Origin of the sequence: Cryobacterium sinapicolor (assembly GCF_004403465.1) — a bacterium.
In the GTDB taxonomy this organism is placed as follows: Bacteria; Actinomycetota; Actinomycetes; order Actinomycetales; family Microbacteriaceae; genus Cryobacterium; species Cryobacterium sinapicolor.
In genome coordinates this window covers 47722-73752 of record NZ_SOGQ01000009.1, presented here as the reverse complement: position 1 = coordinate 73752, position 26031 = coordinate 47722, and the positions used below count along the sequence as shown (strand labels likewise).

General features: G+C 68.5%; 22 protein-coding genes. 15 read left to right on the top strand and 7 right to left on the bottom strand.

Features of this window, described 5'->3' with window-relative positions:
- Genes E3T28_RS00885 through E3T28_RS00870 form a run of 4 tightly spaced genes read left to right on the top strand, consistent with a single transcriptional unit; the run spans position 1 to position 4677 of the window.
- Positions 1-2172 (top strand): acetyl/propionyl/methylcrotonyl-CoA carboxylase subunit alpha, encoded by a 2172-nt coding sequence (locus tag E3T28_RS00885; protein ID WP_134426988.1) that lies wholly within the window; start codon positions 1-3, stop codon positions 2170-2172.
- Complete coding sequence (locus E3T28_RS00880; protein WP_174843983.1) at positions 2169-3335, top strand: acyl-CoA dehydrogenase family protein; 1167 nt, start codon at positions 2169-2171, stop codon at positions 3333-3335. Before E3T28_RS00885 ends, E3T28_RS00880 begins: the two co-directional genes overlap by 4 nt.
- Before the next feature lie 11 nt (positions 3336-3346).
- Entirely contained in the window at positions 3347-3832 is a 486-nt protein-coding gene (locus E3T28_RS00875) for a MaoC family dehydratase (protein WP_134426986.1), read from the top strand.
- Complete coding sequence (locus E3T28_RS00870) at positions 3829-4677, top strand: HpcH/HpaI aldolase/citrate lyase family protein (protein ID WP_134426985.1); 849 nt, start codon at positions 3829-3831, stop codon at positions 4675-4677. The genes E3T28_RS00875 and E3T28_RS00870 overlap by 4 nt, the downstream gene beginning before the upstream one ends.
- Positions 4678-5160: 483 nt before the next feature.
- Here E3T28_RS00870 and E3T28_RS00865 read toward each other — a convergent pair whose 3' ends face one another.
- Positions 5161-5664: a glutathione peroxidase gene (locus E3T28_RS00865; protein WP_134426983.1), complete on the bottom strand. Its 504-nt coding sequence runs from the start codon at positions 5662-5664 to the stop codon at positions 5161-5163.
- Between the two features lie 331 nt (positions 5665-5995).
- Between E3T28_RS00865 and E3T28_RS00860 the strand changes: the two genes are divergently transcribed.
- Positions 5996-7684, top strand: coding sequence for a ribonuclease J (locus tag E3T28_RS00860; protein WP_241979105.1), 1689 nt, complete (start codon positions 5996-5998; stop codon positions 7682-7684).
- Positions 7685-7763: 79 nt separating this feature from the next.
- On the top strand, positions 7764-9863 hold the full coding sequence (locus tag E3T28_RS00855) for a transglycosylase domain-containing protein (RefSeq protein WP_134426981.1): 2100 nt from the start codon (positions 7764-7766) through the stop codon (positions 9861-9863).
- Between the two features lie 166 nt (positions 9864-10029).
- Here E3T28_RS00855 and E3T28_RS00850 read toward each other — a convergent pair whose 3' ends face one another.
- Complete coding sequence (locus E3T28_RS00850; protein ID WP_134426979.1) at positions 10030-11649, bottom strand: peptide chain release factor 3; 1620 nt, start codon at positions 11647-11649, stop codon at positions 10030-10032.
- 243 nt (positions 11650-11892) lie between these two features.
- On the opposite strand from E3T28_RS00850, the gene E3T28_RS00845 reads away from it, so the two are divergent.
- The 3 genes from E3T28_RS00845 (at position 11893) to E3T28_RS00835 (ending at position 15180) form a co-directional block, all read left to right on the top strand.
- The gene (locus E3T28_RS00845; protein ID WP_134426977.1) at positions 11893-12993 is read left to right on the top strand and encodes an aldo/keto reductase; all 1101 of its coding nucleotides are present in this window, start codon (positions 11893-11895) and stop codon (positions 12991-12993) included.
- A gap of 115 nt (positions 12994-13108) precedes the next feature.
- Complete coding sequence (locus tag E3T28_RS00840; RefSeq protein ID WP_134426975.1) at positions 13109-14464, top strand: M16 family metallopeptidase; 1356 nt, start codon at positions 13109-13111, stop codon at positions 14462-14464.
- A gap of 113 nt (positions 14465-14577) precedes the next feature.
- The gene (locus E3T28_RS00835) at positions 14578-15180 is read left to right on the top strand and encodes a histidine phosphatase family protein (RefSeq protein ID WP_134394655.1); all 603 of its coding nucleotides are present in this window, start codon (positions 14578-14580) and stop codon (positions 15178-15180) included.
- Between the two features lie 18 nt (positions 15181-15198).
- Here the strand turns inward: E3T28_RS00835 and E3T28_RS00830 are convergent, their stop codons facing one another.
- Positions 15199-15732 (bottom strand): GNAT family N-acetyltransferase, encoded by a 534-nt coding sequence (locus tag E3T28_RS00830; RefSeq protein WP_134426974.1) that lies wholly within the window; start codon positions 15730-15732, stop codon positions 15199-15201.
- Between the two features lie 44 nt (positions 15733-15776).
- Here E3T28_RS00830 and dapB point away from each other — a divergent pair, with 44 nt between their 5' ends.
- On the top strand, positions 15777-16577 hold the full coding sequence (gene dapB, locus E3T28_RS00825) for a 4-hydroxy-tetrahydrodipicolinate reductase (RefSeq protein ID WP_134426972.1): 801 nt from the start codon (positions 15777-15779) through the stop codon (positions 16575-16577).
- Entirely contained in the window at positions 16574-17011 is a 438-nt protein-coding gene (locus E3T28_RS00820) for a tetratricopeptide repeat protein (RefSeq protein ID WP_134426970.1), read from the top strand. The genes dapB and E3T28_RS00820 overlap by 4 nt, the downstream gene beginning before the upstream one ends.
- Positions 17012-17038: 27 nt before the next feature.
- On the opposite strand, the gene E3T28_RS00815 is transcribed toward E3T28_RS00820, so the two are convergent.
- The 4 genes from E3T28_RS00815 to E3T28_RS00800 form a co-directional block, all read right to left on the bottom strand.
- Positions 17039-17929, bottom strand: coding sequence for a TIGR01777 family oxidoreductase (locus E3T28_RS00815; protein WP_134426968.1), 891 nt, complete (start codon positions 17927-17929; stop codon positions 17039-17041).
- A gap of 16 nt (positions 17930-17945) precedes the next feature.
- Positions 17946-18371, bottom strand: a complete 426-nt coding sequence (locus tag E3T28_RS00810; RefSeq protein ID WP_134426966.1) for an OsmC family peroxiredoxin — start codon at positions 18369-18371, stop codon at positions 17946-17948.
- Between the two features lie 98 nt (positions 18372-18469).
- A complete protein-coding gene (locus E3T28_RS00805; protein WP_134426964.1) occupies positions 18470-18985 on the bottom strand; it encodes a DUF4395 domain-containing protein in 516 nt (171 codons plus the stop codon).
- Positions 18966-19430: a TlpA family protein disulfide reductase gene (locus E3T28_RS00800; protein WP_134426963.1), complete on the bottom strand. Its 465-nt coding sequence runs from the start codon at positions 19428-19430 to the stop codon at positions 18966-18968. Before E3T28_RS00800 ends, E3T28_RS00805 begins: the two co-directional genes overlap by 20 nt.
- A gap of 79 nt (positions 19431-19509) precedes the next feature.
- On the opposite strand from E3T28_RS00800, the gene thyX reads away from it, so the two are divergent.
- From thyX to E3T28_RS00780, 4 genes are all read left to right on the top strand, one after another.
- Complete coding sequence (gene thyX / locus E3T28_RS00795) at positions 19510-20244, top strand: FAD-dependent thymidylate synthase (RefSeq protein ID WP_134426961.1); 735 nt, start codon at positions 19510-19512, stop codon at positions 20242-20244.
- A 51-nt stretch (positions 20245-20295) separates the two neighbouring features.
- Positions 20296-21273, top strand: coding sequence for a 4-hydroxy-tetrahydrodipicolinate synthase (dapA, locus tag E3T28_RS00790; protein WP_134426959.1), 978 nt, complete (start codon positions 20296-20298; stop codon positions 21271-21273).
- 28 nt (positions 21274-21301) lie between these two features.
- A complete protein-coding gene (locus E3T28_RS00785; protein ID WP_166786884.1) occupies positions 21302-22978 on the top strand; it encodes a ribonuclease J in 1677 nt (558 codons plus the stop codon).
- A gap of 122 nt (positions 22979-23100) precedes the next feature.
- On the top strand, positions 23101-26028 hold the full coding sequence (locus E3T28_RS00780; RefSeq protein ID WP_134426957.1) for an FtsK/SpoIIIE family DNA translocase: 2928 nt from the start codon (positions 23101-23103) through the stop codon (positions 26026-26028).
- Positions 26029-26031 lie beyond the last annotated feature (3 nt).

The following is a 26031-nucleotide window of genomic DNA, read 5'->3' as shown; positions in this document are numbered from 1 at the left end:
ATGACATCGAACGCACCGACATCGAACGCACCGACATCGAACGCACCGACACCGCGCAGGAAACCCTTCGAGACCGTGCTGGTCGCCAATCGCGGCGAGATCGCCTGCCGCATCATCCGCACCCTGCGAGCCCTGGGCATCCGTTCGGTGGCCGTCTACAGCGACGCCGACCGCGACGCGCTGCACGTGAGCCTCGCGGATGCCGCGGTGCGCCTCGGCCCGGCCGCGCCCCACGCCAGCTACCTGAACATCGACGCGATCCTCGCCGCCGCGGCCGCCACGGGCGCCGGTGCCGTGCACCCCGGCTACGGGTTCCTGAGCGAGAACGAGGCCTTCGCGCGGGCCTGCGCCGACGCCGGCCTCGTCTTCGTCGGACCGGGCCTGACCGCCCTCGCCGTGATGGGCGACAAGATCCGCGGCAAGAACCACGTCGCCGGCAGCGGTGTGCCCGTCATTCCCGGGTTCTCCCGTCCGGGCCAGAGCGACGCGCAGCTCGTCGCCGCCGCCGCCGCCGAGGTGGGCTACCCGCTGCTGATCAAACCGTCCGCGGGCGGCGGCGGCAAGGGGATGCTGCGGGTCGACGCCGCCGGCGAGCTCGCCGACGCGCTCGTCACGGCTCGGCGCGTGGCGCAGGGCTCTTTCGGCGACGACACCCTGCTGCTCGAACGCTACCTCGACCGGCCGCGGCATATCGAGGTGCAGGTGCTCGCGGACGCCTCGGGCGCGGTCATCCACCTCGGCGAGCGCGAGTGCTCCCTGCAGCGCCGCCACCAGAAGGTGATCGAGGAGGCTCCCTCGCCGCTGCTCGATCCGGCGACCCGCGCGCGCATCGGTGAGGCAGCCTGCCGGGCCGCCCGAAGCGTCGGCTACACCGGCGCCGGCACGGTGGAATTCCTGGTCTCCGACATGGCCCCGGACGAGTTCTTCTTCATGGAGATGAACACCCGGCTGCAGGTGGAGCACCCGGTCACCGAGCTGGTCACCGGCCTCGACCTGGTCGAGTGGCAGCTGCGCATCGCCGCGGGGGAGTCGCTGCCGCTGACCCAGGCGGAGGTGGTGCTCACCGGGCACGCGATCGAGGCGCGCGTCTACGCCGAGAACCCGGCCCGCGGTTTTCTGCCCAGCCAGGGCGCCGTGCTGAGCCTGTCCGAGCCGGTCGGCGACGGCATCCGGGTCGACAGCTCGCTGCGGCCGGGTCTGACCATCTCCGGGGTCTACGACCCGATGCTGGCCAAGGTGATCGCCTGGGGCGCCGACCGCGCCGAGGCTCTCGCCCGCCTCGACCGGGCCCTGGCCGACACCGTGGTGCTCGGGGTGCACACCAACGTGGAGTTCCTCCGGCTGCTGCTGCGGAACCCCGACGTGGCCGCCGGCCGCCTCGACACCGGCCTGATCGAGCGGAGCCTGCCGGGCCTCGGCCTCCGGGGAATGCCGGGTCAACCCCTGCCCGACCACTTTTCTGTCGCCGCCGCCCTGTTCCTGCACGCCGCCGCGGGCAGTGGCACCGGCCCCTGGGCGCAGCCGAACGGCTGGCGGCTCGGCCCGGCCCGGCCGGCGCGCTACAGCCTGCGGGTCAGCGCCACCGAAACGGTCGACGTCGCCGTGCTGACCGGGCCGGACGGCCTGAGCGTGGCCGTCGACGATCGGATGCCCGTTCCCGCCCGACTCTCGCCGGTCGCCGATCATTCGGGCACCTTCGCCTGCGAGCTGGACGGCCGCCTCGAGGTGCTGCAGCTCGTGTCCGACGGCCCGCGCCTCTGGCTCGGCCAGAACGGCTTCAGCGCGGAGCTGGTGCACCGCTCCCGGGCCGAACGGCTCGCCGACCGTCTCGCCGGCCGGGGCCGTGCGGGGGGAGAGGCCGGGACGGCCCGGCCGGAGGTGCGCTCCCCGATGCCCGGCACCGTCGTCGCCGTGCACCTCGCCACCGGAGACCTGATCGTCGCGGGCCAACGCATCCTTACCGTGGAGGCCATGAAGATGGAGCACCACCTGCTGGCCGAAACGGATGGCCTGCTCACCGTCGGCGTGCGCCCGGGCGACCTCGTGCGCCTCGACCAGATCGTCGCCAGCGTCGACGCCGTCGCCGTCGCCACCACCACCCTGACGGAAGCCAGCGCGCCAGACACCGAAGCCACACCATCAGCCACGCCAGTCAAGGGAGACCCAACGTGAAACAGGAACTGACCGAGCAGCAGCGTCGCCTCAGCGACACCGTGCGCGACTTCGCCGACACGGTCGTGGCGCCGGCCGCCTACGAGTACGACACCAAGCGCAGCCTGCCCTACGACATCATCGCCCAGATGGGGGAGATGGGCCTGTTCGGCCTGCCTTTCCCTCAGGAGTACGGCGGGCAGGGCCAGGACTACTTCTCGCTCTGCCTCGCGGTCGAACAACTCGCCCGGGTCGACCAATCCATCGCCGTCACCCTCGAGGCCGGCGTGGGGCTCGGGATCATGCCCGTCTACCGGCGCGGCACCGAGGCGCAGAAGCAGGAATGGGTGCCGCTGCTGACCAGCGGGCGGGCGCTCGCCGCGTTCGGGCTGACCGAGGCGGACGCCGGCTCCGACGCCGCCGGCACGAAGACGACGGCCGAACTGTCCGGCGGTGAATGGGTGATCAACGGCACGAAGCAGTTCATCACCAACTCCGGCTCCGAGATAACCCGGCTGGTCACCGTGACCGCCGTCACGGGCGAGTCCGAACGCCCCGACGGCTCGGTGAAGAAGGAGCTCACGGCCATCCTGGTGCCCACCCCCACCCCGGGGTTCACGGCTCTGCCGGCCTACGACAAGGTGGGCTGGCACACCTCCGACACGCATCCGCTGCTCTTCGAGAACGTGCGCGTGCCGGAGGCAAACCTCCTCGGCGACCGCGGCCGCGGCTTCGCCAACTTCGTGCAGACCCTCGACGAGGGCCGCATCGCCTTCGCCGCGCTCTGCACGGGCGCGGCGCAGGGCTGCCTCGAGGAGGCCATCCGCTACGCCAACACCCGCAACGTGTTCGGCCGGTCGATCGGCTCCAACCAGCACATCGCGTTCAAGATTGCACGGATGCAGGCGCGCGTGCACACGTCCCGCCTCGCCTACTACGACGCCGCCTTGAAAATGGTGCACGGACACCCCTTCAAAATGGAGGCCTCGATTGCCAAGATGGTGGGGAGCGAAGCCGCCATGGACAACGCCCGCGACGCCACCCAGATCTTCGGCGGATACGGGTTCCTGAACGAGAACTCGGTGGCCAGACACTACCGCGACTCGAAGGTGCTCGAGCTCGGTGAAGGCACCACCGAGGTTCAGCTGATGGTCATCTCGCGGGCGCTTGGGTTCACCGGTTAGGCGGGAGGAAAATGAACGACGAACGACGCACGATCGAGCAGCGCGGGCTGTACTACGAGGAATTCGACCTCGAGGCCCGCTACCGGCACAGCCCCGGCCGCACCGTCACCGAGTCCGACAACGTGCTCTTCAGCACGCTGACCATGAACTCGCAGGCACTGCACCTTGACGCGGCCTGGGCGGCCACCCAACCGTTCGGGCAGCGCCTGGTCAACTCGATGTTCACCCTCGCCACGCTGGTGGGCAGTTCGGTCGCGCAGCTGACTCAGGGCACGATTGTGGCGAACCTCGGCTTCGGGGAGGTGACGTTCCCGCATCCGCTCTTCCACGGCGACACCCTCTACTCCGACACGATCATCACCTCCCGGCGGCTGTCGGCGTCCCGGCCGGGCCAGGGTCTGGTCACGCTCCTGCACACCGGGCGGAACCAACACGGAGACGTGGTGGCCACCGCCGAGCGCACGGTGCTGGTCTGGTGCCGGGAGGCCGCGCGATGAGTTTCGACCTCGGACCCGCGCTGCTGTTCTGCCCGGCCGACCGCACCGACCGCTACCGCAAGGCGGCGGAGCGGGCGGATGCCGTGATCCTCGACCTGGAAGACGCGCTCCTGCCCGGCAACCGGGCCAGGGCCCGCGGCCTGCTGGTCAGTCATCCGCTCGACCCCGAGCGCACCATCGTGCGCGTCAACCCGGTCGGCACGCCCGACTTCGAGCTGGACCTCGCCGCCCTCGACGACACCCTGTACCGCTACGTGATGCTGCCGAAGGCCGTGAGCGCCGCCCACCTCGCCGCTCTGGCCCGGTTCGAGGTGATCGCGCTCTGCGAGACCGCCGCCGGGGTGCTCGCCGCACCGTCGATCGCGGCCGAACCCAATGTGGTGGCGCTGATGTGGGGCGCCGACGACCTGGTGGCCTCGCTCGGCGGCAGCTCGAGCCGGTTCCCCGACGGCAGCTATCGCGCCATCGCCCGCCATGCCCGTTCCGCGGTGCTGCTGGCGGCCGGGGCCCACGACAAGGCGGCGGTGGACGGCGTGTTCCTGGCCATCCCCGACCTCGAGGGTCTGAAGGCCGAGGTGGTGGATGCCGTGGCCAGCGGATTCCGCGCCACCGCCTGCATCCACCCCAGCCAGGTGTCCGTCATCCGGGACGCCCACCGGCCCACCCCCGCCGAGGTTTCGGCGGCATGGCAGATTCTGGAGGCGGCCGCCGGCGAGGAGGGCGTCTTCGCCTACCAGGGGCGCATGATCGACATGCCTCTGTTGCGCCATGCCGAAGCGGTGCTGCGGCGGGCGGCGGCCGCAGCACCGGAGCAGGGGGCTCCGCCGGACGCGGTGGACTACTAGAAGACGCCCGGCGTCCAACGAATTCGACGGAGATTCTCCTGAAACAGGCCCTTTTTTCGGGATTCGGGCCAGTTTCGGGCAGAATCTCCGTCGAATTGGTTCGGGTCGCCGTGTGGGGGCCAGGATCGGTGGATGCCCTAAGCGCACGCGAGCGGAGGCCTATCCGGCGGGTGTTGTGGCCAACTCAGGAGATCTGGCGGGCCGGGCCGGGCATCCGCTCCGGTTCCACACTCGTCCGTGGCGGTTGGCGAACCCGGGCGACGGATGTCCTGAGTTGGCCACACCCGCGGGCCCCGCCTGGCTGTCCGCGCTGCGCCTGCCCTGCGGTGCCAAGCGTCCAACGAATTCGACGGAGATTCTCCTATAACAGGCCCTTTTTTCGGGATTCGGGCCCGTTTCGGGCAGAATCTCCGTCGAATTGGTTCGGGACGGAGTCACCCCGAGGCGGTCTCGGACTCGGTGGACCGCTGGCTTGCCGGACTATTAGGCGGCGTCGGCCGCAAGCGTCTTCTCGATCGCCCGTACGATCTCGTCCGACTCCGGCTCGACCGTCGAGGCAAAACGGTTGACGATATCGCCGTCGGGGCTCACCAGGAACTTCTCGAAGTTCCACTTGATCAGGCCGGGCAGCACGCCGGACTTGAACTTGGTCAGCTGGGCGTACAGCGGATGCTGGTGCTTTCCACGCACGTCGACCTTCACGCTGAGCGGGAAGGTGACGCCATAGTTCATCTGGCAGAACGACTCGATGTCCGCCTCGGCGCCAGGCTCCTGCCCCATGAACTGGTTGCAGGGCAGGCCGAGCACGACGAGTCCCTCGTTCTGGTACTTCTGATGGAGCGCTTCGAGGCCGGCGTACTGCGGGGTGAAGCCGCATTTGGAGGCGACGTTCACAACCAGGACAGCCTTGCCGGCGAACTGGTCGAAGGTCGTCTCCGTGCCGTCGATGAGGGTGAGCGGGGTCGAATAAAGCTCTGTTGCTGACATGGGTCAGACGTTACCGGTGCCGGCTTCGAGAAGGCTGGGCAGGGCAACGGCGGAGCGGTCGACCGCGCTGCGGTAGAATAGACAGTCATGAGCATCATCCGTGCCCTCTCGACCGCCGTGTCGATGACTTCACGGACCTGACGCCACCGCCTTCGGACTCAGCCTCGACTCCGACCCGATCGGACACTAACGTTCGCCCCGGGCGAGGTAGCCGAATCCAGACTTTGCACGATCTGTTCCCCAGAACATCCATTCACCAGGACCCGACAACGGTCCATTACGCGAGACACGCCCGCCACGCGCGCGTTCTCACCCTGAGAAATGAGTTTTCTTGACCAAGCACCCGCTCGACCTGTCCACGCCGCCGCAACTGCCCCGCCGCGGACTCCGCGTCACCCCGCTCGGCGGTCTCGGCGAGATCGGCCGCAACATGACCGTCTTCGAACACAAGGGCAAGCTCCTGATCGTGGACTGCGGCGTTCTCTTCCCCGAGGAGACCCAGCCCGGCATCAACGTGATCCTCCCCGACTTCTCGTCCCTGCGCGACCGCCTCCAGGACATCGAGGCCATCGTGCTCACCCACGGGCACGAGGACCACATCGGCGGGGTGCCGTACCTGCTGCGCGAGCGCAAGGACATCCCGATCATCGGGTCGCAGCTGACCCTGGCCTTCGTGACCGCGAAGCTCGAAGAGCACCGCATCACGCCGCGCCTGATCGAGGTCAAGGAAGGGCAGCGCCGCAAGGCCGGTCCGTTCGACCTCGAATTCCTCGCCGTGAACCACTCGATCCCCGACGGCCTCGCCGTCGCGATCCGCACCGAGGCCGGCCTCGTGCTCGTCACCGGCGACTTTAAGATGGACCAGTTCCCCCTCGACAACCGCCTCACCGATCTGCCTGGCTTCGCCCGGCTCGGGGAAGAGGGCGTCGACCTGTTCCTGACCGACTCGACCAACGCCGAGGTTCCCGGGTTCACGGTGACCGAGGAGGACATCCGCCCGGCCATCGACGCCGTCTTCCGCACCGCGCCGCGCCGCATCATCGTTTCCAGCTTCGCCAGCCACGTGCATCGCATCCAGCAGGTCATCGACGCTGCCGCCCGCCACAACCGCAAGGTGGCATTCGTCGGCCGCTCGATGGTGCGCAACATGGGCATCGCCGAGAAGCTGGGCTTCCTCCAGGTGCCCAAGGGCCTCCTCGTCGACGTCAAGGCCTTCGACCGGATGAAGGACGACAAGGTCGTCCTCATCTGCACCGGTTCACAGGGTGAGCCGATGGCCGCGCTGGCCCGGATGGCCAACCGCGAGCACACCATCAAGATCGGCGAGGGCGACACGGTGCTCCTGGCCAGCTCGCTGATCCCCGGCAATGAGAACTCGATCTACCGGGTCATCAACGGCCTCACCCGCTGGGGTGCCAACGTCGTGCACAAGGGCAACGCCAAGGTGCACGTTTCCGGCCACGCGTCGGCCGGCGAACTCGTCTACTGCTACAACATCGTCAAGCCCAAGAACGTCATCCCGTACCACGGCGAATGGCGACACCTCAAGTCGAATGCCGACCTCGCCATCCGCACAGGCGTCCCCGAGGACCAGGTCCTCGTCGTCGAAGACGGCGTGGTCGTCGACCTCGTCGACGGCGTCGCGAAGGTCACCGGCCGCGTGGCTGCCGAGCTCGTCTTCGTGCACGGCATGACCGTCGGCGGCGGCGGTTCCGAAGAGGCTCTCGCCGACCGCGTGCAGCTCTCCAACGACGGTGCCGTCACGATCCTCGGCATCCTCGACACCCGCACCGGCCTGCTCACCGAGCCGGTCGAATTCATCGCCCGCGGCTTCGTGCAGGACAACGAGTGGATCCAGGGCGCGACCAAGTCCATCGATGACGCTCTGCGTGCCGCGAACAAGGTCAAGATCGTCAACGGCGCCGAACTCGAAGACATCTTCACGCAGAGCCTGACCCGCTGGATGCAGCGCAAGTACCGCCGCATCCCGGTCATCACCTCGGTCGTCGTCGACGCCTGATACAGTCGGCGGGTCGCCGAGCCGTTCGGCCCGGCGACCCTCCCGCTCTCTTCGCAACCAGAAACGACTCGGCGCGACCATGACCACTGAATCATCCGGCAGAAAGACCGCTCGTCGGTCCCGACGGCGGGCGCGCGTTTGGATCGCGCTCGGTGTCGTCATGGCCGTGCTCGCGACCACGGCGATCGTCGTCGTCGTCAATCTGCCCGACGACCTGTCGATCGGCCGGTTGTCGCAGAAGAGCAACATCTATGCCACGGCGAGCGACGGCTCGCCTATTCTGCTCGCCTCCTTCTACGACCAGAACCGGGTCGAAGTGAGTTCGGAGGCGATCAGCCAGTACGTGAAGGATGCGGCGACCTCCGGTGAGGATCCCGGCTTCTACGAGCACGGTGGCGTGAACATCTGGGGCAGCCTCACCGGCGCGGCCACGACGCTGTTCACCGGCGAGGTCCGCGGCGGTTCTTCGATCACCCAGCAGTACGTGAAGAACGTCTTCGTTCAGCAGTGCGAGGCGCTCTCCGACGCCGACGAGCGCAGCACCTGCTACGACGCGGCCACCGAGACGAGCCCGTGGCGCAAGCTCAAAGAGATGAGCCTCGCCGTGGGGCTGGAGAAGAAGTCCTCCAAGGACGACATCCTGCGCCAATACCTGAACATCACCGGCTTTGGCGGATCCGTCTACGGCATCGAGGCGGCCGCCAACTACTACTACAACAGCACTGCGGCCACGCTCACGCTTCCGCAGGCCGCGAGTCTCGTGGCGATCGTGAACAACCCGGTCAAGTTCCAGCTGGACGACCCCGAGAGCGCGACCAACGGCGCCGCCAACGGCTACGCGGCCAACAAGGAACGCCGCGACTACATCCTTGACGAGATGCTGGCGAACGAGAAGATCACCGCTGCCGAGCGAGACGCCGCGGTCAGCGCTCCGATCGAACCGACGATCACCGAGCCGAGCACAGGCTGCCGCACCGCGGGCGGCAGCGCCTATTTCTGCGACCTGGTCCTACAGACCCTCCGCAACGACCCGGCCTTCGGCGCGGATGCCGACGCGCGCCTGGCCAACTTCCGGCTCGGCGGCTACAACGTGTACACGACCCTGGACCTGGACCTCCAGGGGGCGGCCGAGGCGACCATGGCCGAGAACGTTCCCCAGACATTCGAGGACTGGGATGTCGGCGGCGTCATCTCGAGCGTGGGCGTCGGCACGGGCCGGGTGCTGGCCATGACCCAGAACAAGAACTACAGCCAGGACCCGGCCGACACCGGGGCCAACTTCACCGCCATCAACTACAACACGGACATGGCCCAGGGTGGTTCCAACGGATTCCAGACCGGGTCGACCTACAAGGTCTTCACCCTCGCCGAATGGCTCACCCAGGGTAATTCGCTCGACGATTCGGTCAATTCGCGGGAACGGGACGACTGGGGAACCTTCGAGGACAGCTGCAACGGGCCTCAGGAATACGGCGAGGCGTTCGCGCCGGGCAACGACTCCTCCTCGGATAACGATTCCTACTATTCGCCGCTGGAATCGACCATCGATTCGATCAATACCGGCTTCATCGGGATGGCCAAGGAACTCGACCTCTGCGGCATCCGGAAGACGGCCGAAGCCTTCGGCGTGCACCGGGCCGATGGCGGCGCCCTGGAGCAGGGCGCGTCCGCCGTCCTCGGCACCAACGAGATCGCGCCACTGACGATGGCCGCCGCCTACGCGGGGATCGCCAACAACGGGGTCACCTGTACCCCGATCGTGATCGACCGGATCACCGGACCAGACGGCGCCGAGATCCCCGCTCCGCAGTCGAACTGCACGCAGTCCGTCACCCCTGAAGTCGCCGCCGGCATGAGCTACGCGATGGAGCGGGTGATGACCAGAGGCTCGGGCGGCCCGTCGTACTACGAGACCGACCCACAGGTGCCGATGATCGGCAAGACCGGCACCACCGACGAGAACAAGGACACCTGGATGGCCGGCGCGAGCACGAAGGTCGCCACGATCGTAGGCGTTGTGAATGTGTCCGGGGTCGGTGAAGACCAGCGGGAGACCTGGTTCGAGAGCGGGCAGGCGGCCAGGGCCCGGCACCAGATGTGGCCCGACGTGATGAGCATCGCCAACGAAAAGTACGGCGGGGACGAGTTCATGGAGCCGCCGCGCAGCATGACCCGCTGACCTCGCGCCCTGCGGCATCCTCCCGCCCCTCAGCCGCGGAGGCGTCTGACCAATTCGACGGAGATTGTGATGTGAGAGCGGTTTCTCTCCCGGTTTGGCGTCGATTCCGGCATAATTTCCGTCGAATTCGTTCGGGCTGCGGGCCGGCGAATCAGCAGAACCGCGCCTAGTACGCGGCGGGAACCGCGTTGCTGCCCGTGGCGAGGTCTTCCAGCATCAGCTCGGGGTGATCGCGCACGGTGTTGCGCAGCCGCCACGGGGTGCTGAACAGGGCGAGCAGTGTGCCGTCGGAACGCATCAGCACCTCGACCTGGCGGTCGTGGCCGAGGATCTCGGCGCTCGCCCGGTCCGTGCGCCGGGCCAGCTGATACGGCAGAGCCTCGGTGCGGATGGCGGCGCCGAAGTCGTGCGTCATCCGCTCCTCCACAACCTCGAACTGCATCGGGCCGACCGCGCCGAGCACCGGCGCCTGGTCGCCGCGCAGCTCGGACCGCAGCACCTGGATGACGCCCTCGTGGTCGAGCTGGTCGATGCCGCGACGGAACTGCTTGTGTTTGCTGGAGTCCGCCGACCGCACCACGCGGAAGTGTTCCGGCGCGAACATCGGCAGCGGCGGATACTCGACCGGTTCGATCTCGAAGATCGAGTCGCCGACCCGCAGGGCGGACGCGTTGACCAGGCCGACGATGTCCCCGGGCCAGGCTTCGTCGGCCACCTCGCGCTCGCGCCCGAACAGGTGCTGGGCGTACTTCGTGGCGAAGGGCCGCCCGCTGGCCGCGTGGGTCACGATCATCCCGCGTTTGAACTGGCCGGAGCAGACCCGCACGAACGCGACGTGGTCGCGGTGCGAGGCGTTCATGCCCGACTGCACCTTGAAGACGAATCCGGAGAAGGCGCTGTCCACCGGGCGGTGGCCACCGGATGCGTCCTCCCGGGCTTCCGCCGCCGGCGCGAAGTCCACGAGGGTGTCCAGAATGTGCTGCACGCCGAAGTTGAGCACGGCCGCGGCGAAGAGCACCGGGGTGGTCTCGTTCGCCAGGAAGCGGGCCTCGTCGTGGTCCTGGTCCTCCTCGGCGAGCAACTCGGATTCCTCGGTGGCGGTGACCCAGGCTGCGCCTTCCTCGGCGGCAGCGACGGCCACGCTCAGGCGCTCGGGTTCGGCGGCCTTCGCTCCGCCGGCGGTGCGGTGGAAGCGGATGAATTCGTGCGAGGAACGGTCGATCACGCCGCGGAAGTCCCCGGCGATCCCGACGGGCCAGGTCAGGGGAGTGGGCAGGAGTCCGGTGCGCTCCCGGATCTCGTCCATCAGGTCCAGCGCCTCCGCGCCCGGACGGTCCCACTTGTTGATGACCGTGATCACCGGCAGGCCGCGCTGCTTGCACACCTCGAAGAGTTTCATCGTCTGCACTTCGAGGCCCTTGCTGGCGTCGACGAGCATGACAGCGGCGTCCACGGCGGAGAGGACACGGAAGGTGTCCTCGGAGAAGTCCGCGTGTCCGGGGGTGTCCACGAGGTTGATCACGGCGTCGCGGTACTCGAACTGGATCGCCGCGCTGGTCACGGAGATACCGCGGGCCTGCTCCATCGCCATCCAGTCGGACACGGTGCCGCGCCGGCCGGCCTTGCCGTGCGTGGCGCCGGCCGTGGTGATCGCCCGAGCGTGCAGCAGAAGCGCCTCGGTGAGCGTCGACTTGCCCGCGTCGGGGTGCGAAATCACGGCGAAGGTGCGTCGTCTGCGCGCTTCGGTCAGTACCTCGGGCGTGGACACGCCGGCGAGCTGCGTCATGGATCCTTCTTTCGCGGATGATTCGGGCAGGCGGGGGGACGTTGCCTGGGCGGCCGCTACTCAAGAATCGGTTCTCCCTAATTGTAACTTCACACTCTGGGAACTGGTTATCCTCGTTCGGAGGTCGGTTCCGACCGCCCGCGCGCACGGTTTGGTAACGGTCCAGGCGTGTCCTTTGCAACGCTCGGCCCCGGGGATAGCCTCGGCTCAACCGGAGGGAGACAACGGATGCCGCGTCCGAGCATGCATGGTTCCCACCGCACGACCACCCGCCCGGCCTCTCGCCCGACCGAACAGGGCCGACCTCCGATCTCCGAGTCCATCCCGATTGCTCCGCAGGAGTCCCACCCGGTTCTGCCGCCCCCTCCCGCGACCCCGGACGCGGTCGTTGCGCAGGCCGCCCCTGTGACCGGCGCGTCCCCGCTCGCGCTCCGCCGCACGATCGCCGACACGGATCTCACCGTGCACCCGCTGGCCCTCGGCACGAGTGTGTTCGGCTGGACGGCTGACGGCGCCATCAGCCACCGCATCCTCGACCGCCACCGCGACCTGGCGGGGAACTTCCTTGACACGGCCGACAGCTACACCTCCGGTCGCAGCGAGGTGATCATCGGATCATGGCTGCGCTCCCGCAGAACCCGTGACAGTACCGTCATCGCCACCAAGATCGGCAAGAACCTCGACAACCCCGGTCTCTCCTCCCGCAGTATCTTCGCCGCCGTGCACGCTTCGCTCGACCGGCTGGGGACGGACTACATCGACCTGTTGCACTTCCACTTCGACGACCCGACCGTGCCGCTGGAAGAGAGCCTCGGTGCCGTCGACGTGCTCATGCGCCGAGGCCAGGTCCGCTACCTCGCCGCCTCGAACTTCTCCGCCGAACGCCTGATGGAGGCCCGGGTTCTCGCCGCGAACGGTTTGCCCCGCTTCGTGGCCCTACAAACGCAGTACAGCCTCCTGCACCGCACGACTTTCGAATCCTCCCTCGCTCTCGTCACCCGGGCTCAGGGCATGGCCGTGCTGCCCTACTTCGCGCTCGCCCACGGATTCCTCGCCGGCCGGTACCGGTCGAAGGCCGATCTGGAGGAGACCACCCGCAGCTCCCGCGCCGCCAAGCACCTCAACCGCAGCGGATTTCGTGTGCTGGCGGTGCTGGACCGCATCGCCGAAGAGCATGCTGCGGCGCCGGCGACGATCGCCCTCGCGTGGCTGCTCGCGCGTGGCCCGATCGTAGCGCCGGTGGCCAGCGCCAGCCGGCCCGAGCAGGTCGACGCCCTCGTCGCTGCCGCCGGCATCCGTCTGACCCGCAACGACATGGTGGACCTGGACCGGATCTCGGTCTGACGGACCGGTATTGCCGAACCTGTATTGCCGAACCGGTATTGCCGAACCCGTACTGCCCACCACCGAGAAAAGGCGCCCGGGTGGTGTCGGCGGCGTGACGTAAGGTGGACTAGTCATGAACGGTGCCGTCGAATTCCCTCTGGACCTGCCCGAACTTTCCTTTCGAGCGGCAGGTGATTCCTTGGTGCGCCGCAGCGTGCTGCCGAGCGGTGTGCGCATCGTGTCGGAGCATGTTCCCGGCAGCCGCAGCCTGACCATCGGGTACTGGGTCGCGGTCGGTTCCCGCGACGAGGAGCCCGGCCACTTCGGGTCCACGCACTTTTTGGAACACCTTCTGTTCAAGGGCACCGCCAAGCGAACCGCCCTCGACATCGCGATCGCCTTCGATTCGGTCGGCGGCGAGCACAACGCGATGACCGCCAAGGAATACACCTGCTACTACGCCAAGGTGCAAGACCGCGACCTGCCGATGGCGGTCGAGGTGCTCACCGACATGCTCACCTCGTCGCTGCTCGACCCGGTGGAGTTCGAGAACGAGCGCGGTGTCATCCTCGAAGAGCTCGCCATGGCCGATGACGACCCGGCCGACGTCGCCAACGAGCGCTTCTTCGAGGCGGTCATGGGCGATCACGCGCTGGGTCGCCCGATCGGCGGAAGCCCCGATGCGATCCGCGCGGCCTCCCACGCGGCCGTTCTGGAGCACTACCGGGCGAACTATCGTCCTCAAGACCTCGTCGTCACCGTGGCCGGCGCGGTCGACCATGACGTGCTGGTCGCCGACGTCACCCGGTCCCTCGCCCTCGCCGGCTGGGACCTCAGCGTCTTCGCGCCCCCGGTCGGCCGTCGCTCGGGGGCCCCGGTCGCCCTCAGCCAGGGGGCTCCGGTCACCATCGTCCGTCGCCCGCTCGAGCAGGCGAACATCCTGATGGGCTTCCCCGGCCTGCTCGCCACCGATGACCGGCGCGTCACCATGAGTGTGCTCACCTCGATCTTCGGCGGGGGAATGTCCTCGCGCCTGTTCCAGGAGGTCCGCGAGAAGCGCGGCCTGGCCTACTCGGTCTACTCCTTCGCGCCGGGCTACTCCGATGCGGGACTGTTCGGCATGTACGCGGGCTGCACCCCGGCGAAGGCAGGCCAGGTGGCCGAGCTGATGCTGGGCGAGCTGCACCGGCTCGCCGAGCACGGCGTCACGGCCGACGAGATGAAGCGGGCCGCGGGCCAGCTGTCCGGCGCATCCGCTCTCGCCCTCGAAGACTCCGACACCCGGATGTCCCGGCTCGGCCGCGCAGAGATCACCCTCGGCGAGTTCATCGACCTCGACGAGGCCCTCCGTCGGCTCGCGCGCGTCACGGCCGGGGACGTTCAGAACCTCGCCGCCGAACTGGCCGCCGGGCCGCTCTCCATCTCCGCGGTCGGGGCGCTCGACGACGACGTCTTCGCCGCGATCCTGCCCGCCGCCGTGCGCTCGTGACCACACTCTTCGACACCAGAACGTAAACGACCAGACCCGCACATCCCGGAACCACCGAGACCCCGTGCCGAGGCCATCCACTGACGTGTGGCGCCGGACCGAAAGAGATCCCCTTGCACCACTACATCTACCTCGTTCGCCACGGTGAGCAGCAGGACGCTGAGCACGGCATGCCCGACGGTCCGCTGTCCGCGCGTGGCACGCGCCAGGCTCAGCTGATCGCCGAGCGCCTCGGCGGCGTGCCGTTCACGGATGCCTGGCACTCGCCGCTGCAGCGCGCGGCCGACACGGCGAAGATCATCGCGCAGAGATTGCCGGCCCTGACCTCGGTGCCCAGCCCGTTGCTCTTCGACTGCATCCCCTCCGGCCGGGCGCCGGAGACGCCGTCGGCCTATGCGCCGTTCTTCGGCGGGGTCACTGAAGCCGACATCGAGGCCGGCAGCGCGCAGATGGGCGACGCCGTGGCCGAGTTCCTCCAGCCGCGCCGAGGTGAGCGACATGACCTACTGATCACTCACAACTTCGTCATCGCCTGGTTCGTGCGCGAGGTGCTCGGCGCCCCGGACTGGCGCTGGATCAGTATCAACCAGGCCAATTGTGGCCTCACCGTGCTGCACCAGAAGCCGGGCCGCCCCTGGACCCTGTTGACCCACAACGACACCGGCCACCTTCCCGTGGAGTTGCGCACCGGTCTGCCGGACCCGCTCCTCTTCTAACCGGCACCGGGCCGGGCGCTAGGTGGTCTCGACTCCGGTCCTCGGCCGGGTGAGGCTCTTGCGATACCAGTTCGTGGCGTTCGGGTTGTCGTTGTACGGCGCACAGGACTCGTAGCCCGACCGCGCGTAGAGCGCCCCGGCCGCGGTCAGGCTTGCGTTGGTGTCGAGCACGACCTCGTCAGCGCCGAATTGCCGGGCGCGTTGTTCGAGCTCGGCGAGCAGGGCCTGGCCCCAGCCGTGCCCCCGCACCTGCGGCTGCAGCCACAGGTGCTTGATCTCGAAGCGCACCGCTTCGGCCGGGCAATCCTCGAGCCGACGGATGCCGCCACACCCCACAAAAGCGCGTTCGGCCGGTCCCGTCTGCTCGCTGACCAACAGGAACACCCCGGACGGCGGCAGGAACTGGGCCGGATCGGGGAACGTGGTGCGGTACCGGCCCTGCGCAGCCGGGAAGCCGGACTCCCGGTCGCTGAAGTACTGGGTGAGTAGCACGATGGAGCCGGCATCCGTCACCGACACGGCACTGAAGGCAAGGGCGGGAGAGTCTGGCATGGCCCAAGGCTAACTCGATGCCCCGCGATTGATAGATTGGATTCATGAAAACACGGGTGGCCATCGTCGGCGTATCGGGAACGATGGGCCGTCTGGTCTCGGGTCTCGTCGAGCAGTCGGAGGAGTATGAACTCGTCGCCGGCCTGAACTCGAAGAGTGACCTGTCCGAGATGCTCGGCGCGGAGATCGTCATCGACCTGACCCTGCCCGGGGTCAGCCAGGGCGTGGTCGACTTCGCCGTCGACCACGGCCTGCGGGTGCTGGTGGGCACCTCCGGCTGGTCGCAGAACCGAATCGATGCCCTGACCGGCCGCCTAGCCGGGCAGAGTGAGGTCGGTGTCGTCATCATCCCCAACTTCTCGATGGGGTCGGTCATCGCGACCGGCCTCTCGGTGCTCGTCGCCCGCTTCTTCGATTCGATCGAGATCGTCGAGGCCCATCAGGCTGGCAAGGTCGACTCGCCGTCGGGCACTGCCGTGCGCACCGCCGAGCTGATCGGGCGGGCCCGATCCGAGATCGGACCGGTGTCGGCGCCGCACACCGACCAGCGCGCCCGCGGCCAGCAGGTGTCGAGCATCCCCGTGCACAGCCTGCGCGTGGACGGGATGCTCGCCCGCCAGGACGTGCTCTTCGGCGGTGCAGGTGAGACCGTCACGATCAGCCACAACACCCTGTCGGCCGCATCCTACGAGCGCGGCATCCTGCTGGCGCTGGCCGCCACCCGCACGGCCGTCGGCGTCACCGTGGGTCTGGACCAGATCATCGACCTCGGGCTGGGTGCGCCGTCCACGGGCGCGGCCGCCCAGACGGGCGCGGCCACCGCGACGGCCGAGGCCGCCCGATGAGAGGCCGGGTCGCGGCCGGCCTGATGGCCCTACTGCTCGTGTTCTACCTGGTGCTCGTCGGCTGGCGCGCGGTGTTGTTCCTGCAGAGCGGTGACGGCGTCGGCATCGTGATCGGGGTGGCGTTGCTCGTGCTCCCGTTGATCGGAGTGTGGGCGCTGGTCGCCGAACTCCGCTTCGGGCGCAACTCCGAACGACTCGTGCGCCGACTCGAAGCCGAGGGCGAGCTCCCGGTCGAAGAACTGGCGATCCGGCCGAGCGGGCGCCCCCTGCGGGACGACGCGGACGCCGAATTCCCTGTCTATCGGGCAGCCGTCGATGCCGCTCCCGAGGATTGGCGCGCCTGGTTCAGGCTCGGCCTGGCCTACAACTCCTCGGGAGACCGCCGTCGAGCCCGCGGCGCCATCCGCACAGCGATCGCCCTCGAGCGCTCCTAGACCCCAGCGGACTCCGAACGAACAGTCCTACGGGTGGCTGAGCATCCAGGCCACGGCCTCGGCCGCGGTCTGGTGTTTGAAGACGAAGCCGTCCTGCTGCAGTCGCTCCGGCACGATCTGCTGATCGGCGAGCAGCAGCGCGCGGGCGGCTTCCTGCAGTGCGAGCGTCAGCACGAACTCCGGCACCGGCACCAGGAACGGGCGGTGCAGGCCTGCCGAGACCGCGCGGATGACGTCGTTCGCGGTGGCCGGGGTCGGGCCGACCAGGTTGATCGGGCCCGACAGCGTCGAGGTGAGCAGGTGCACGAAGGCCGCGGCCTCGTCGTGCAGGCTGATCCACGGCCAGTGTTGGGTGCCGTGGCCGAGCGGGCCGCCCAGGCCGAGCTTGACGATCGGCAGCAGCGGTTTCAGGGCGCCGCCGCGGGCGATGACCAGGCCGGTGCGGAGGGTGAGCACCCGGGTCGCCGCAGGGGCGCGTGCGGCCTCGGCCTCCCAGGCACTGGTGACTTTCGCCAGAAAATCGTTGGCCGCCGGGGATTTCTCGGTGAGTACCTCGTTCGGGCGGTCACCGTAGATGCCCACGGCCGACGCGTTGAGCAGCACGGATGGCGGTGTCGCCTGCCGGCCCATCGCATCCGTCAGCGTGCGCGTGGCCTGCACCCGCGAGTCGCGGATCTCCCGGCGGTACGCCTTCGTCCACGGCAGACGGGCGATGGACGCGCCGGATAGGTTGATCACGGCGTCGACGCCGTCGAGGGCGCTCGCGTCCATGCTCAGCGCTGCCGGGTCCCAACGGAATTCGTCGGCCCCGCGCGGATCGCGGCGCACCAGTCGGGTGACGGTGTGGCCGGCCGCGCGCAGCTGGGTGCACAGCTCGGTGCCGATCAGTCCGGACGACCCGGAGACGAGAACTCGCATCGTGTGCGGGCCGCGCCTACGCCAGCTCGGCTTCGATGGTGATCGCGATGCCCGCGAGCGCCTTCGAAATCGGGCAGTTGGCCTTGGCGTCCTCGGCGTAGACCGCGAACTCCTCCTCGGTCAGACCGGGGACCTTGGCGCTGACCAGGAGGTGGCTGCCCACAACGCCGACGCCGGCTTCGAAGGTCACGGCCGCGGTGGTCTGGATGCTGTCGGGGGTGTGACCGCCGGCGCTGAGGCCGTTGGCCAGGGCCATTGAGAAACACGCCGCGTGGGCGGCGCCGAGGAGCTCTTCGGGGTTGGTCGTGTTCGGCGTGCCGGCGGAGCGGGCCTGCCAGGTGACCGGGAACTCGGCGGTCTTGGAGGAGTCGAGGGTGACGGTGCCGCTGCCGGACTTCAGATCGCCGGTCCAGACGGTTGTTGCTTCGCTGGTGAGTGCCATGGTCTTGCCTCCTGAAAGTGAAGCTTCAGCCTAACTGTCGCCTCGGCCGACGTGGGGTTCACTCCCAGCGAATGATCAGGGACGGGGCCTGGCGGCGGTCAGCTCCCGACCGCCGCCGTCTGCTCGCGGGCGAGGATTCCGGCGCGCGCCAGGATCAGGTAGAGCTGGCAGCCGAGGCAGTAGTCGAACACGGCGTTGAGGAAAGCCGCCACGAAGGCGACGGCCGCAGCGGCCCCGACGGCAGGCGCCAGCCCGGCCAGTCCGAGAACCACGCCGGTCAGGGTGACCAGCAGCCCCACGCCCTGGGCGAACGTCGGCGGGGCGGCGTTCTCCAAGGCGGCCGGCGGGCCGAGCCGGGGCCGCACGAGCGCCTTGAACACAGTGCCGTAGGGGTGGCGCCCGGCGCCGGCGAGCGCACCCCAAGCGAAGAGGGCCGCCAGGACCGTCAGAAGACCGAGGGCGGCAACGGATGCCCCGGTCAATGACAGGAACACCACCACCAGGAGCAGAACGGCCGTGATCGCTGCCCCGAAGCGGGGTCCGCGTGGATCGAGGTCCGGACGGTTTCGGCGCGGCGATGGCCGGGAGGGGGAGTCAACGGGCGAGCTGGGCATGGGTGCTTCCGGTGAGGTGGTCGAGCTGCTGGAGGATGCCGGCCCGGTTCGGAACGCCGCCGACCCGGGCGCGCACCTGTCCCGCTCCGTCGAGGATGAGGGTGGTCGGGGTCTGCAGGATCCCGAACCGGTTCGCGAGGTCGCGCCGGTGGGTGAGGTCGACGTCCAGGTGCACGACGCCGGGGCGGGACCGGGCGAGACCGGCGAGGAGCACCTGGGTTCCGGGGCAACGGGCGCAGTGGCTGGTGGAGAACTGCACGAGCGTGACCCGCGCGCCGAACGGAACCCGGCTGCCGACATCCGCCGGACTGAGCGCGTTCGGCGCATCCGACCCGCCCGGGGTGACCGAGACGGAGCGCCCCTGACGGAACCGCCAATAGAGTCCCAGAACGGTGGCGCCGGCAACGAGAGCCAGCACGATGCTCAGGGCGGAGATCGGATTCATGCTGCGACGCTACACGGCACCCGGGCCGGACGGGCTCGTGTGACGACAGGTTACGCGCGCAGCAGGTATCGTTCTGAGCGTGTCTGAAATCGAGTTCCGCTCCGATGTAACCGTTGAACTGGTGCGCGGCAGCGCCCACGACTCCGATGTGCTGTTCGCGGCACGGGTGTCGACGCAGGGGGAGCAGACCCTGACCAAGGCCCTGCTCGAGGAGTCGGAAGCCGAGGCGAGCACGGGTGACGCCGGGCTGATCAACTACCTCATGCGCGACCGCCACGGTTCGCCCTTCGAGCACAACTCGATGACCTTCTACGTGCAGGCGCCGATCTTCGTGTTCCGCGAGTTCATGCGGCACCGGATCGCCTCCTACAACGAGGAATCGGGCCGCTACCGCGAGCTGAACCCGGTCTTCTACGTTCCCGCCTCCACCCGCAACCTCGTGCAGGTCGGCAAGCCCGGCGCCTACGACTTCCTGCCCGGCACCGCCGAGCAGGCCGCGCTGGTCGACCAGTTGACCCGCGAGGCCTCCGCGCACGCCTACGCGTCGTACCAGAGGATGCTCGAAGCCGGCGTGGCCCGCGAGGTCGCCCGCATCGTGTTGCCGCTGAACATCTTCTCCTCGATGTATGTGACCATGAACGCCCGGTCGCTGATGAACTTCCTCAGCCTGCGCACCAAGCGCGAGGGAACCCACTTCCCGTCGTTCCCGCAGCGCGAGATCGAGATGTGCGCTGAGAAGATGGAAGACCAGTTCGCGCTCCTGATGCCGCTGACCTACGCGGCCTTCAACAAGAACGGTCGCGTCGCCCCGTAACGTGACGAGGCGGCGCTGCGCGGCCCCACGCCGACCGGTAGCCTGTCTCTCGTGTCTATGTCTCAGAATCCCTTCGGCCAGGTCCTTGTGGCCCTGGTGACTCCCTTCACCGCCGACGGCGAGGTCGACTGGGCGGGCGTTGCCCAACACATCGACGACGTCATCAACGCTGGAGCCGACGGCATCGTCGTCACCGGTACCACCGGTGAGACGTCCACCCTCACCGACCCGGAGAAGATCCGTCTGGTCGAGGTCGCCAAGGATGTCTCGAGCGGGCGCGCGAAGGTCATCACCGGAGGCGGTTCCAACGAGACCGCGCACGCCATGCAGCTCGCCAAACAGAGCGAGAAGGCCGGCGCCGACGGCAACATGATCGTCACCCCGTACTACAACAAGCCCACCCAAGCCGGCGTGCTCACCCACTTCCGCATGATCGCGGATGCCACGGATCTGCCCGTCATCCTCTACGACATCCCCGGGCGCACCGGCATCCCGATCGAATACAAGACGATCCTGCGGGCCGCGAAGCATCCGAACATCCTCGCGGTCAAGGACGCCAAGGGCGACCTGGCCCAGGTCAGCCGCGTGCTCAACCAGACCGACCTGATGTACTTCTCCGGCGACGACCCCAACGTGCTGCCGCACCTCTCGATCGGGGCGACCGGGCTGATCGGCGTCACGGCGAACATCGCCGCCACCCCGTACCGCCAGATGGTCGACGCCGTGAACGCGGGGGACCTGAAGGCGGCCACCATGGCGCATCAACAGCTCGAACCGCTGGTGCGGGCGTGCATGACGCACGTTCCGGGTACTGTCGCGGTCAAGTACATCCTGCACGGCCTCGGCCGTATCAACAGCCCGCGGGTACGCCTGCCTCTGGTCGGCCCGGAGGAGTGGGAAGCCGCGCAGATCGAAGACGAGATCGACCTGGTCAAGAACATCCCCGGGGTCGACTTCTCCAACTTCCGCCCGGACCGCAACGCCGCGGCCGGCGGCGCCCTGCCGAAGGTCGCCGGAACGACACGCTAACCGCTCCACCGAACCCCGAGGAGGGCCTGTGCCCATCGACGTGTACGACCCGGCCCCGCTCGCGGCGGGAACCCTCCGCATCACGCCGATCGGTGGCCTGGGCGAAATCGGCCGCAACATGACCACGTTCGAGATCGACGGGAAGCTGCTGATCGTCGACTGCGGGGTGCTGTTCCCCGAGGAGCACCAGCCGGGCGTCGACCTGATCCTGCCCGACTTCAGCCCCATCCGGGACCGCCTCGACGACATCCTCGCGGTCGTGCTCACGCACGGCCACGAGGACCACATCGGTGCCGTCCCCTACCTCTTGAAGCTGCGCGCGGACATCCCGCTGATCGGTTCGGGCCTGACCCTCGCCTTCATCGAGGCGAAGCTCAAGGAACATAAGATCACCCCGTACACGCTGCAGGTCCGGGAAGGCCAGAAGGAACGGCTTGGCCCGTTCAACCTCGAATTCGTCGCCGTGAACCACTCCATCCCCGACGCCCTGGCCGTGGCCATCAAGACCGTCGGCGGCACGGTGCTGCACACCGGCGACTTCAAGATGGACCAACTGCCGCTCGATGACCGCCTCACCGACCTGCGCGAATTCGCGCGCCTCGGCACTGAGGGCGTCGACCTGTTCCTGGTCGATTCCACCAACGCGGATGTCCCCGGCTTCACCCCCACGGAACGCTCCATCGGCCCCGTGCTCGACGATGTCATCGCCCGGGCTCCGCGGCGGGTGATCGTGGCCAGCTTCTCCAGCCACGTGCACCGGGTGCAGCAGGTACTCGACGCCGCCCACGCGAACGGACGCCGGGTCGCACTCCTGGGCCGCTCGATGGTGCGCAACATGACCATCGCCGCGGACCTCGGCCACCTGCGGGTGCCGGAGGGCGTGCTGGTCGACTTCAAGAAGGCCGGCAACATCGCGGGTGACAAGATCGTCTACATGTCGACGGGATCACAGGGTGAGCCGATGGCCGTGCTCAGCCGGATGGTGAACCAGGACCATCAAATCGAGGTCGGTCCCGGCGACACCGTCATCCTGGCTTCCAGCCTGATCCCCGGCAACGAGAACGCGGTCTACCGCATCATCGACGGCCTGACCAAGCTCGGTGCCGCGGTCGTGCACAAGGGCAACGCGAAGGTGCACGTCTCCGGGCACGCCGCCGCCGGGGAACTGACCTACTGCTACAACATCCTGAAACCGAAGAACGTGCTGCCCGTGCACGGCGAATACCGGCACCTGGTCGCCAACGCGAAGCTCGCGATGCAGACCGGTGTGCCCGAGGGAAACGTGCTCCTGGCCGAGGACGGCACCGTCATCGACCTCAAGGACGGCGTGGCCACCAAGGTCGGCCAGCTCGACCTCGGCTACGTCTACGTCGACGGCTCCACCGTCGGCGAGATCACCGAGGCCGACCTCAAGGACCGCCGCACCCTCGCCGAGGAGGGGTTCATCTCGATCATCATCGTGGTCGACGCCGCCACCGGCAAGGTGATCGTCGGGCCGGAGATCCACGCGAAGGGCTTCGCCGAAGACGACTCCGTATTCGACGCCGTGCGCCCGAAGATCGCCGCGGCCCTGGCCGAGGCCGCCGAACACGGGGTGCGAGACCCGTTCGCCCTGCAGCAGATCGTGCGTCGCACGGTCGGCCGCTGGGTGAACACCGCCTTCCGCCGCCGCCCGATGATCGTTCCCCTGGTGATCGAGGCCTGATCCGGTCGGGGCGACGGATGCCGCGCATCCGATCGATTCCGGCTCCTCGCCGGTGATCGCCGCCCGCAGGCGTTTTGGCGTGCCTGCACCCTAATGTCGGGGGTTCGAAGTACCGTAGTCGCATGGCTACGAGCACTAAGTCGAACGGTCGCGCCCGCGGCACGCCTGCGCGCGGCACCCCGGCGCGGAAGCCCGCCGCCCGTACCAGTGCCCAGAAGACGGTCAAGTTCACCGCGGTGGAGGTCAAGCCGAGCCTGTTCGTCCGGTCCTGGATGGCCCTGGCCCACGTCACCGGCGGCGCCGCCCGAGCCCTCGGCCCGGAGAAGCTCTCCAAGGAGGAGCGCCGTGACGGACTGCCCTTCTTCCTCGTGCTGCTGTCGATCGCCGGCGCCGTGATCGAGTGGTTCCTGATCAACAACGCCGTCGCCCAGACCCTCGACGCCTGGACCTTCGGTGGCTGGTTCGGGCGCGTCGCGTTCGCCCTGCCCGTGATCATGCTGCTCTTCGCGCTCTGGCTGTTCCGCAAGCCCAGTTCAGTGCATGACAACGGCCGCATCGGCATCGGACTGTCCGTGTTGCTCGTCTCAGTGTCGGGCCTCTGCCACATCTTCGGCGGCCAGCCTGCCCCCAGCGACGGCATGGAGACCCTCGCGCTGGCGGGCGGCGTCATCGGCTGGATGATCGCCGCGCCCCTGATCTACCTGACCACGTCGATCGGCGCCACCATCGTCGTCATCCTGTTGCTCACCCTGAGCCTCTTCATCATCACCAAGACCCCGCCCAACCGCATCGGCGAACGCAGCCGCGAGCTCTACGCCTGGCTGTTCGGCGCCCAACTGCCCGATCCGGAGGAGCGCGCCGCCGCCAGGGACGCCAAGCACGAGAAGGCCGTGCAGGTCGAACTCGACGGAGTCGACGACGACGCCGATGATCCCGGGGTGCTGCCCTGGTGGCGGCGCAACACCAGCAAGCGCGAGGAGGACCCCGACTTCGCCGGGCCGCTCAGCCCGAGCGGAGCCAGGGCGCTGTCCGACGACCCGAGCACCGCGGGCCCGCACGGCGCCGACCCGCTGCACACCCTGCTCGGCGGCGACAAACGTGGCAGCTTCGACACCGCCCTCGAGACGACGCCGACGCCCCCGGGCCCCACCGTGGACCACTACGGCACCGAGGTCCTTGAAGAGCTACTCCGGGCCGAAGACGCCCTCAAACGCTTCACGGGCGCGATCGACCTGCCGAAGGGCTCCTCGACCGGCCTCCTGGCCGACGACCAGACCGGCCTGACCGAGGTGCTGCCCGGCTTCGACGAGCTCGACGGGGCCGCGGCCGGTGGCGCCGCCGGGTCGACCGACGCGCCGCTGTCCCTCGCACCCCCCGTGTCGCCGGCCTCGGACCAGCCCGCCGCACCCTACCTGCTGCCCTCGGACACGACCCTCACCAAGGGCCCGCCGGCCAAGGCCCGCTCGGCGGCCAACGACGAGATCGTCAAGTCCATCACCGAGGTGCTGAGCCAGTTCCAGGTCGACGCGAAGGTCACCGGGTTCTCCCGCGGCCCCACAGTCACCCAATACGAAATCCAGCTCGGCCCCGGCGTCAAGGTGGAACGGGTCACCGCGCTGAGTAAGAACCTCTCCTACGCCGTCGCCTCCAACGAGGTGCGCATCCTGTCGCCCATCCCGGGCAAGAGCGCGATCGGCATCGAGATCCCGAACACCGACCGCGAAATCGTCACCCTCGGTGACGTGCTCCGCTCCCCGGCGGCTTCGAACAGCACCCACCCGATGACCATCGGCGTCGGGAAGGACGTCGGCGGTGGTTTCGTGCTCGCCAACCTCGCCAAGATGCCTCACCTTCTGGTCGCCGGTTCCACCGGATCCGGCAAGTCCAGCTTCGTCAACTCCATGATCACGAGCCTGCTCATGCGGGCCAAGCCGAGCGACGTGCGCATGGTGCTTATCGACCCGAAGCGGGTCGAGCTGGCTGCCTACGCCGGGGTTCCGCACCTGATCACGCCCATCATCACCAGCCCGAAAAAAGCCGCCGAGGCGCTGCAGTGGGTGGTGAAGGAGATGGACATGCGTTACGACGACCTGGCCAGCTTCGGATTCCGCCACATCGACGACTTCAACAAGGCCGTCGTCAGCAACGAGATCGTGCTCCCGGCCGGCAGCCTGCGCAGCCTCAAGCCGTATCCCTACCTTCTGGTCGTCGTCGACGAGCTCGCCGACCTGATGATGGTGGCCCCGCGCGACGTCGAAGACTCGATCGTGCGCATCACCCAGCTGGCCCGTGCCTCGGGCATCCACCTCGTGCTCGCCACCCAGCGCCCCAGCGTCGATGTCGTGACAGGTCTGATCAAGGCCAACGTGCCCTCCCGCCTCGCCTTCGCCGTGACCAGCGTCACCGACTCCCGGGTCATCCTCGACCAGCCGGGTGCCGACAAGTTGATCGGTCAGGGCGATGCCCTCTTCCTGCCGATGGGAGCCTCCAAGGCCATCCGCGTGCAGGGCGCCTGGGTGAACGAGGCCGAAATCGAACGCGTCGTCAAACACGTCACCCTGCAGGCCCGCCCCGACTACCGGCCGGATGTCTCCATGGTCGCCCCCCGCAAAGAGATCGACTCCGACATCGGAGACGATCTCGAGGTGCTCCTCGCCGCTGCGGAACTGGTCGTGTCGACCCAATTCGGGTCCACCTCGATGCTGCAGCGCAAGCTCAGGGTCGGCTTCGCCAAGGCAGGTCGCCTGATGGACCTGCTCGAGTCCCGCGAAATCGTTGGACCCTCCGAGGGATCGAAGGCACGAGACGTGCTCGTCTCCGTGGAGCAGCTGCCCGGTGTGCTGGCCCTGCTGCGCGGCTCCGACGCCGAACATCACGCCGCCACCGCCAGCGCGCAGGCCTCCGCTGCCCATCAGTCCGCCGCGCAGCACACACCTGGCCCGCCCGATCCACGATATGCCGACGACCCGGTGGCCAAAATGTCGGAGGGGTACCCTGGAGAAGACGCATCCCCCGATGAAGACGCCTGGCAACTGACCGACAGGGACTGACCC

Excerpts from the sequence above, each read along its gene's own strand:
- E3T28_RS00885 (WP_134426988.1), top strand. The coding sequence starts at position 1 with ATGACATCGAACGCACCGACATCGAACGCACCGACATCGAACGCACCG.
- E3T28_RS00875 (WP_134426986.1), top strand. The coding sequence starts at position 3,347 with ATGAACGACGAACGACGCACGATCGAGCAGCGCGGGCTGTACTACGAG.
- E3T28_RS00870 (WP_134426985.1), top strand. The coding sequence starts at position 3,829 with ATGAGTTTCGACCTCGGACCCGCGCTGCTGTTCTGCCCGGCCGACCGC.
- E3T28_RS00865 (WP_134426983.1), bottom strand. The coding sequence starts at position 5,664 with ATGTCAGCAACAGAGCTTTATTCGACCCCGCTCACCCTCATCGACGGC.
- E3T28_RS00855 (WP_134426981.1), top strand. The coding sequence starts at position 7,764 with ATGACCACTGAATCATCCGGCAGAAAGACCGCTCGTCGGTCCCGACGG.
- E3T28_RS00850 (WP_134426979.1), bottom strand. The coding sequence starts at position 11,649 with ATGACGCAGCTCGCCGGCGTGTCCACGCCCGAGGTACTGACCGAAGCG.
- E3T28_RS00845 (WP_134426977.1), top strand. The coding sequence starts at position 11,893 with ATGCATGGTTCCCACCGCACGACCACCCGCCCGGCCTCTCGCCCGACC.
- E3T28_RS00840 (WP_134426975.1), top strand. The coding sequence starts at position 13,109 with ATGAACGGTGCCGTCGAATTCCCTCTGGACCTGCCCGAACTTTCCTTT.
- E3T28_RS00830 (WP_134426974.1), bottom strand. The coding sequence starts at position 15,732 with ATGCCAGACTCTCCCGCCCTTGCCTTCAGTGCCGTGTCGGTGACGGAT.
- dapB (WP_134426972.1), top strand. The coding sequence starts at position 15,777 with ATGAAAACACGGGTGGCCATCGTCGGCGTATCGGGAACGATGGGCCGT.
- E3T28_RS00820 (WP_134426970.1), top strand. The coding sequence starts at position 16,574 with ATGAGAGGCCGGGTCGCGGCCGGCCTGATGGCCCTACTGCTCGTGTTC.
- E3T28_RS00815 (WP_134426968.1), bottom strand. The coding sequence starts at position 17,929 with ATGCGAGTTCTCGTCTCCGGGTCGTCCGGACTGATCGGCACCGAGCTG.
- E3T28_RS00810 (WP_134426966.1), bottom strand. The coding sequence starts at position 18,371 with ATGGCACTCACCAGCGAAGCAACAACCGTCTGGACCGGCGATCTGAAG.
- E3T28_RS00805 (WP_134426964.1), bottom strand. The coding sequence starts at position 18,985 with ATGCCCAGCTCGCCCGTTGACTCCCCCTCCCGGCCATCGCCGCGCCGA.
- E3T28_RS00800 (WP_134426963.1), bottom strand. The coding sequence starts at position 19,430 with ATGAATCCGATCTCCGCCCTGAGCATCGTGCTGGCTCTCGTTGCCGGC.
- E3T28_RS00780 (WP_134426957.1), top strand. The coding sequence starts at position 23,101 with ATGGCTACGAGCACTAAGTCGAACGGTCGCGCCCGCGGCACGCCTGCG.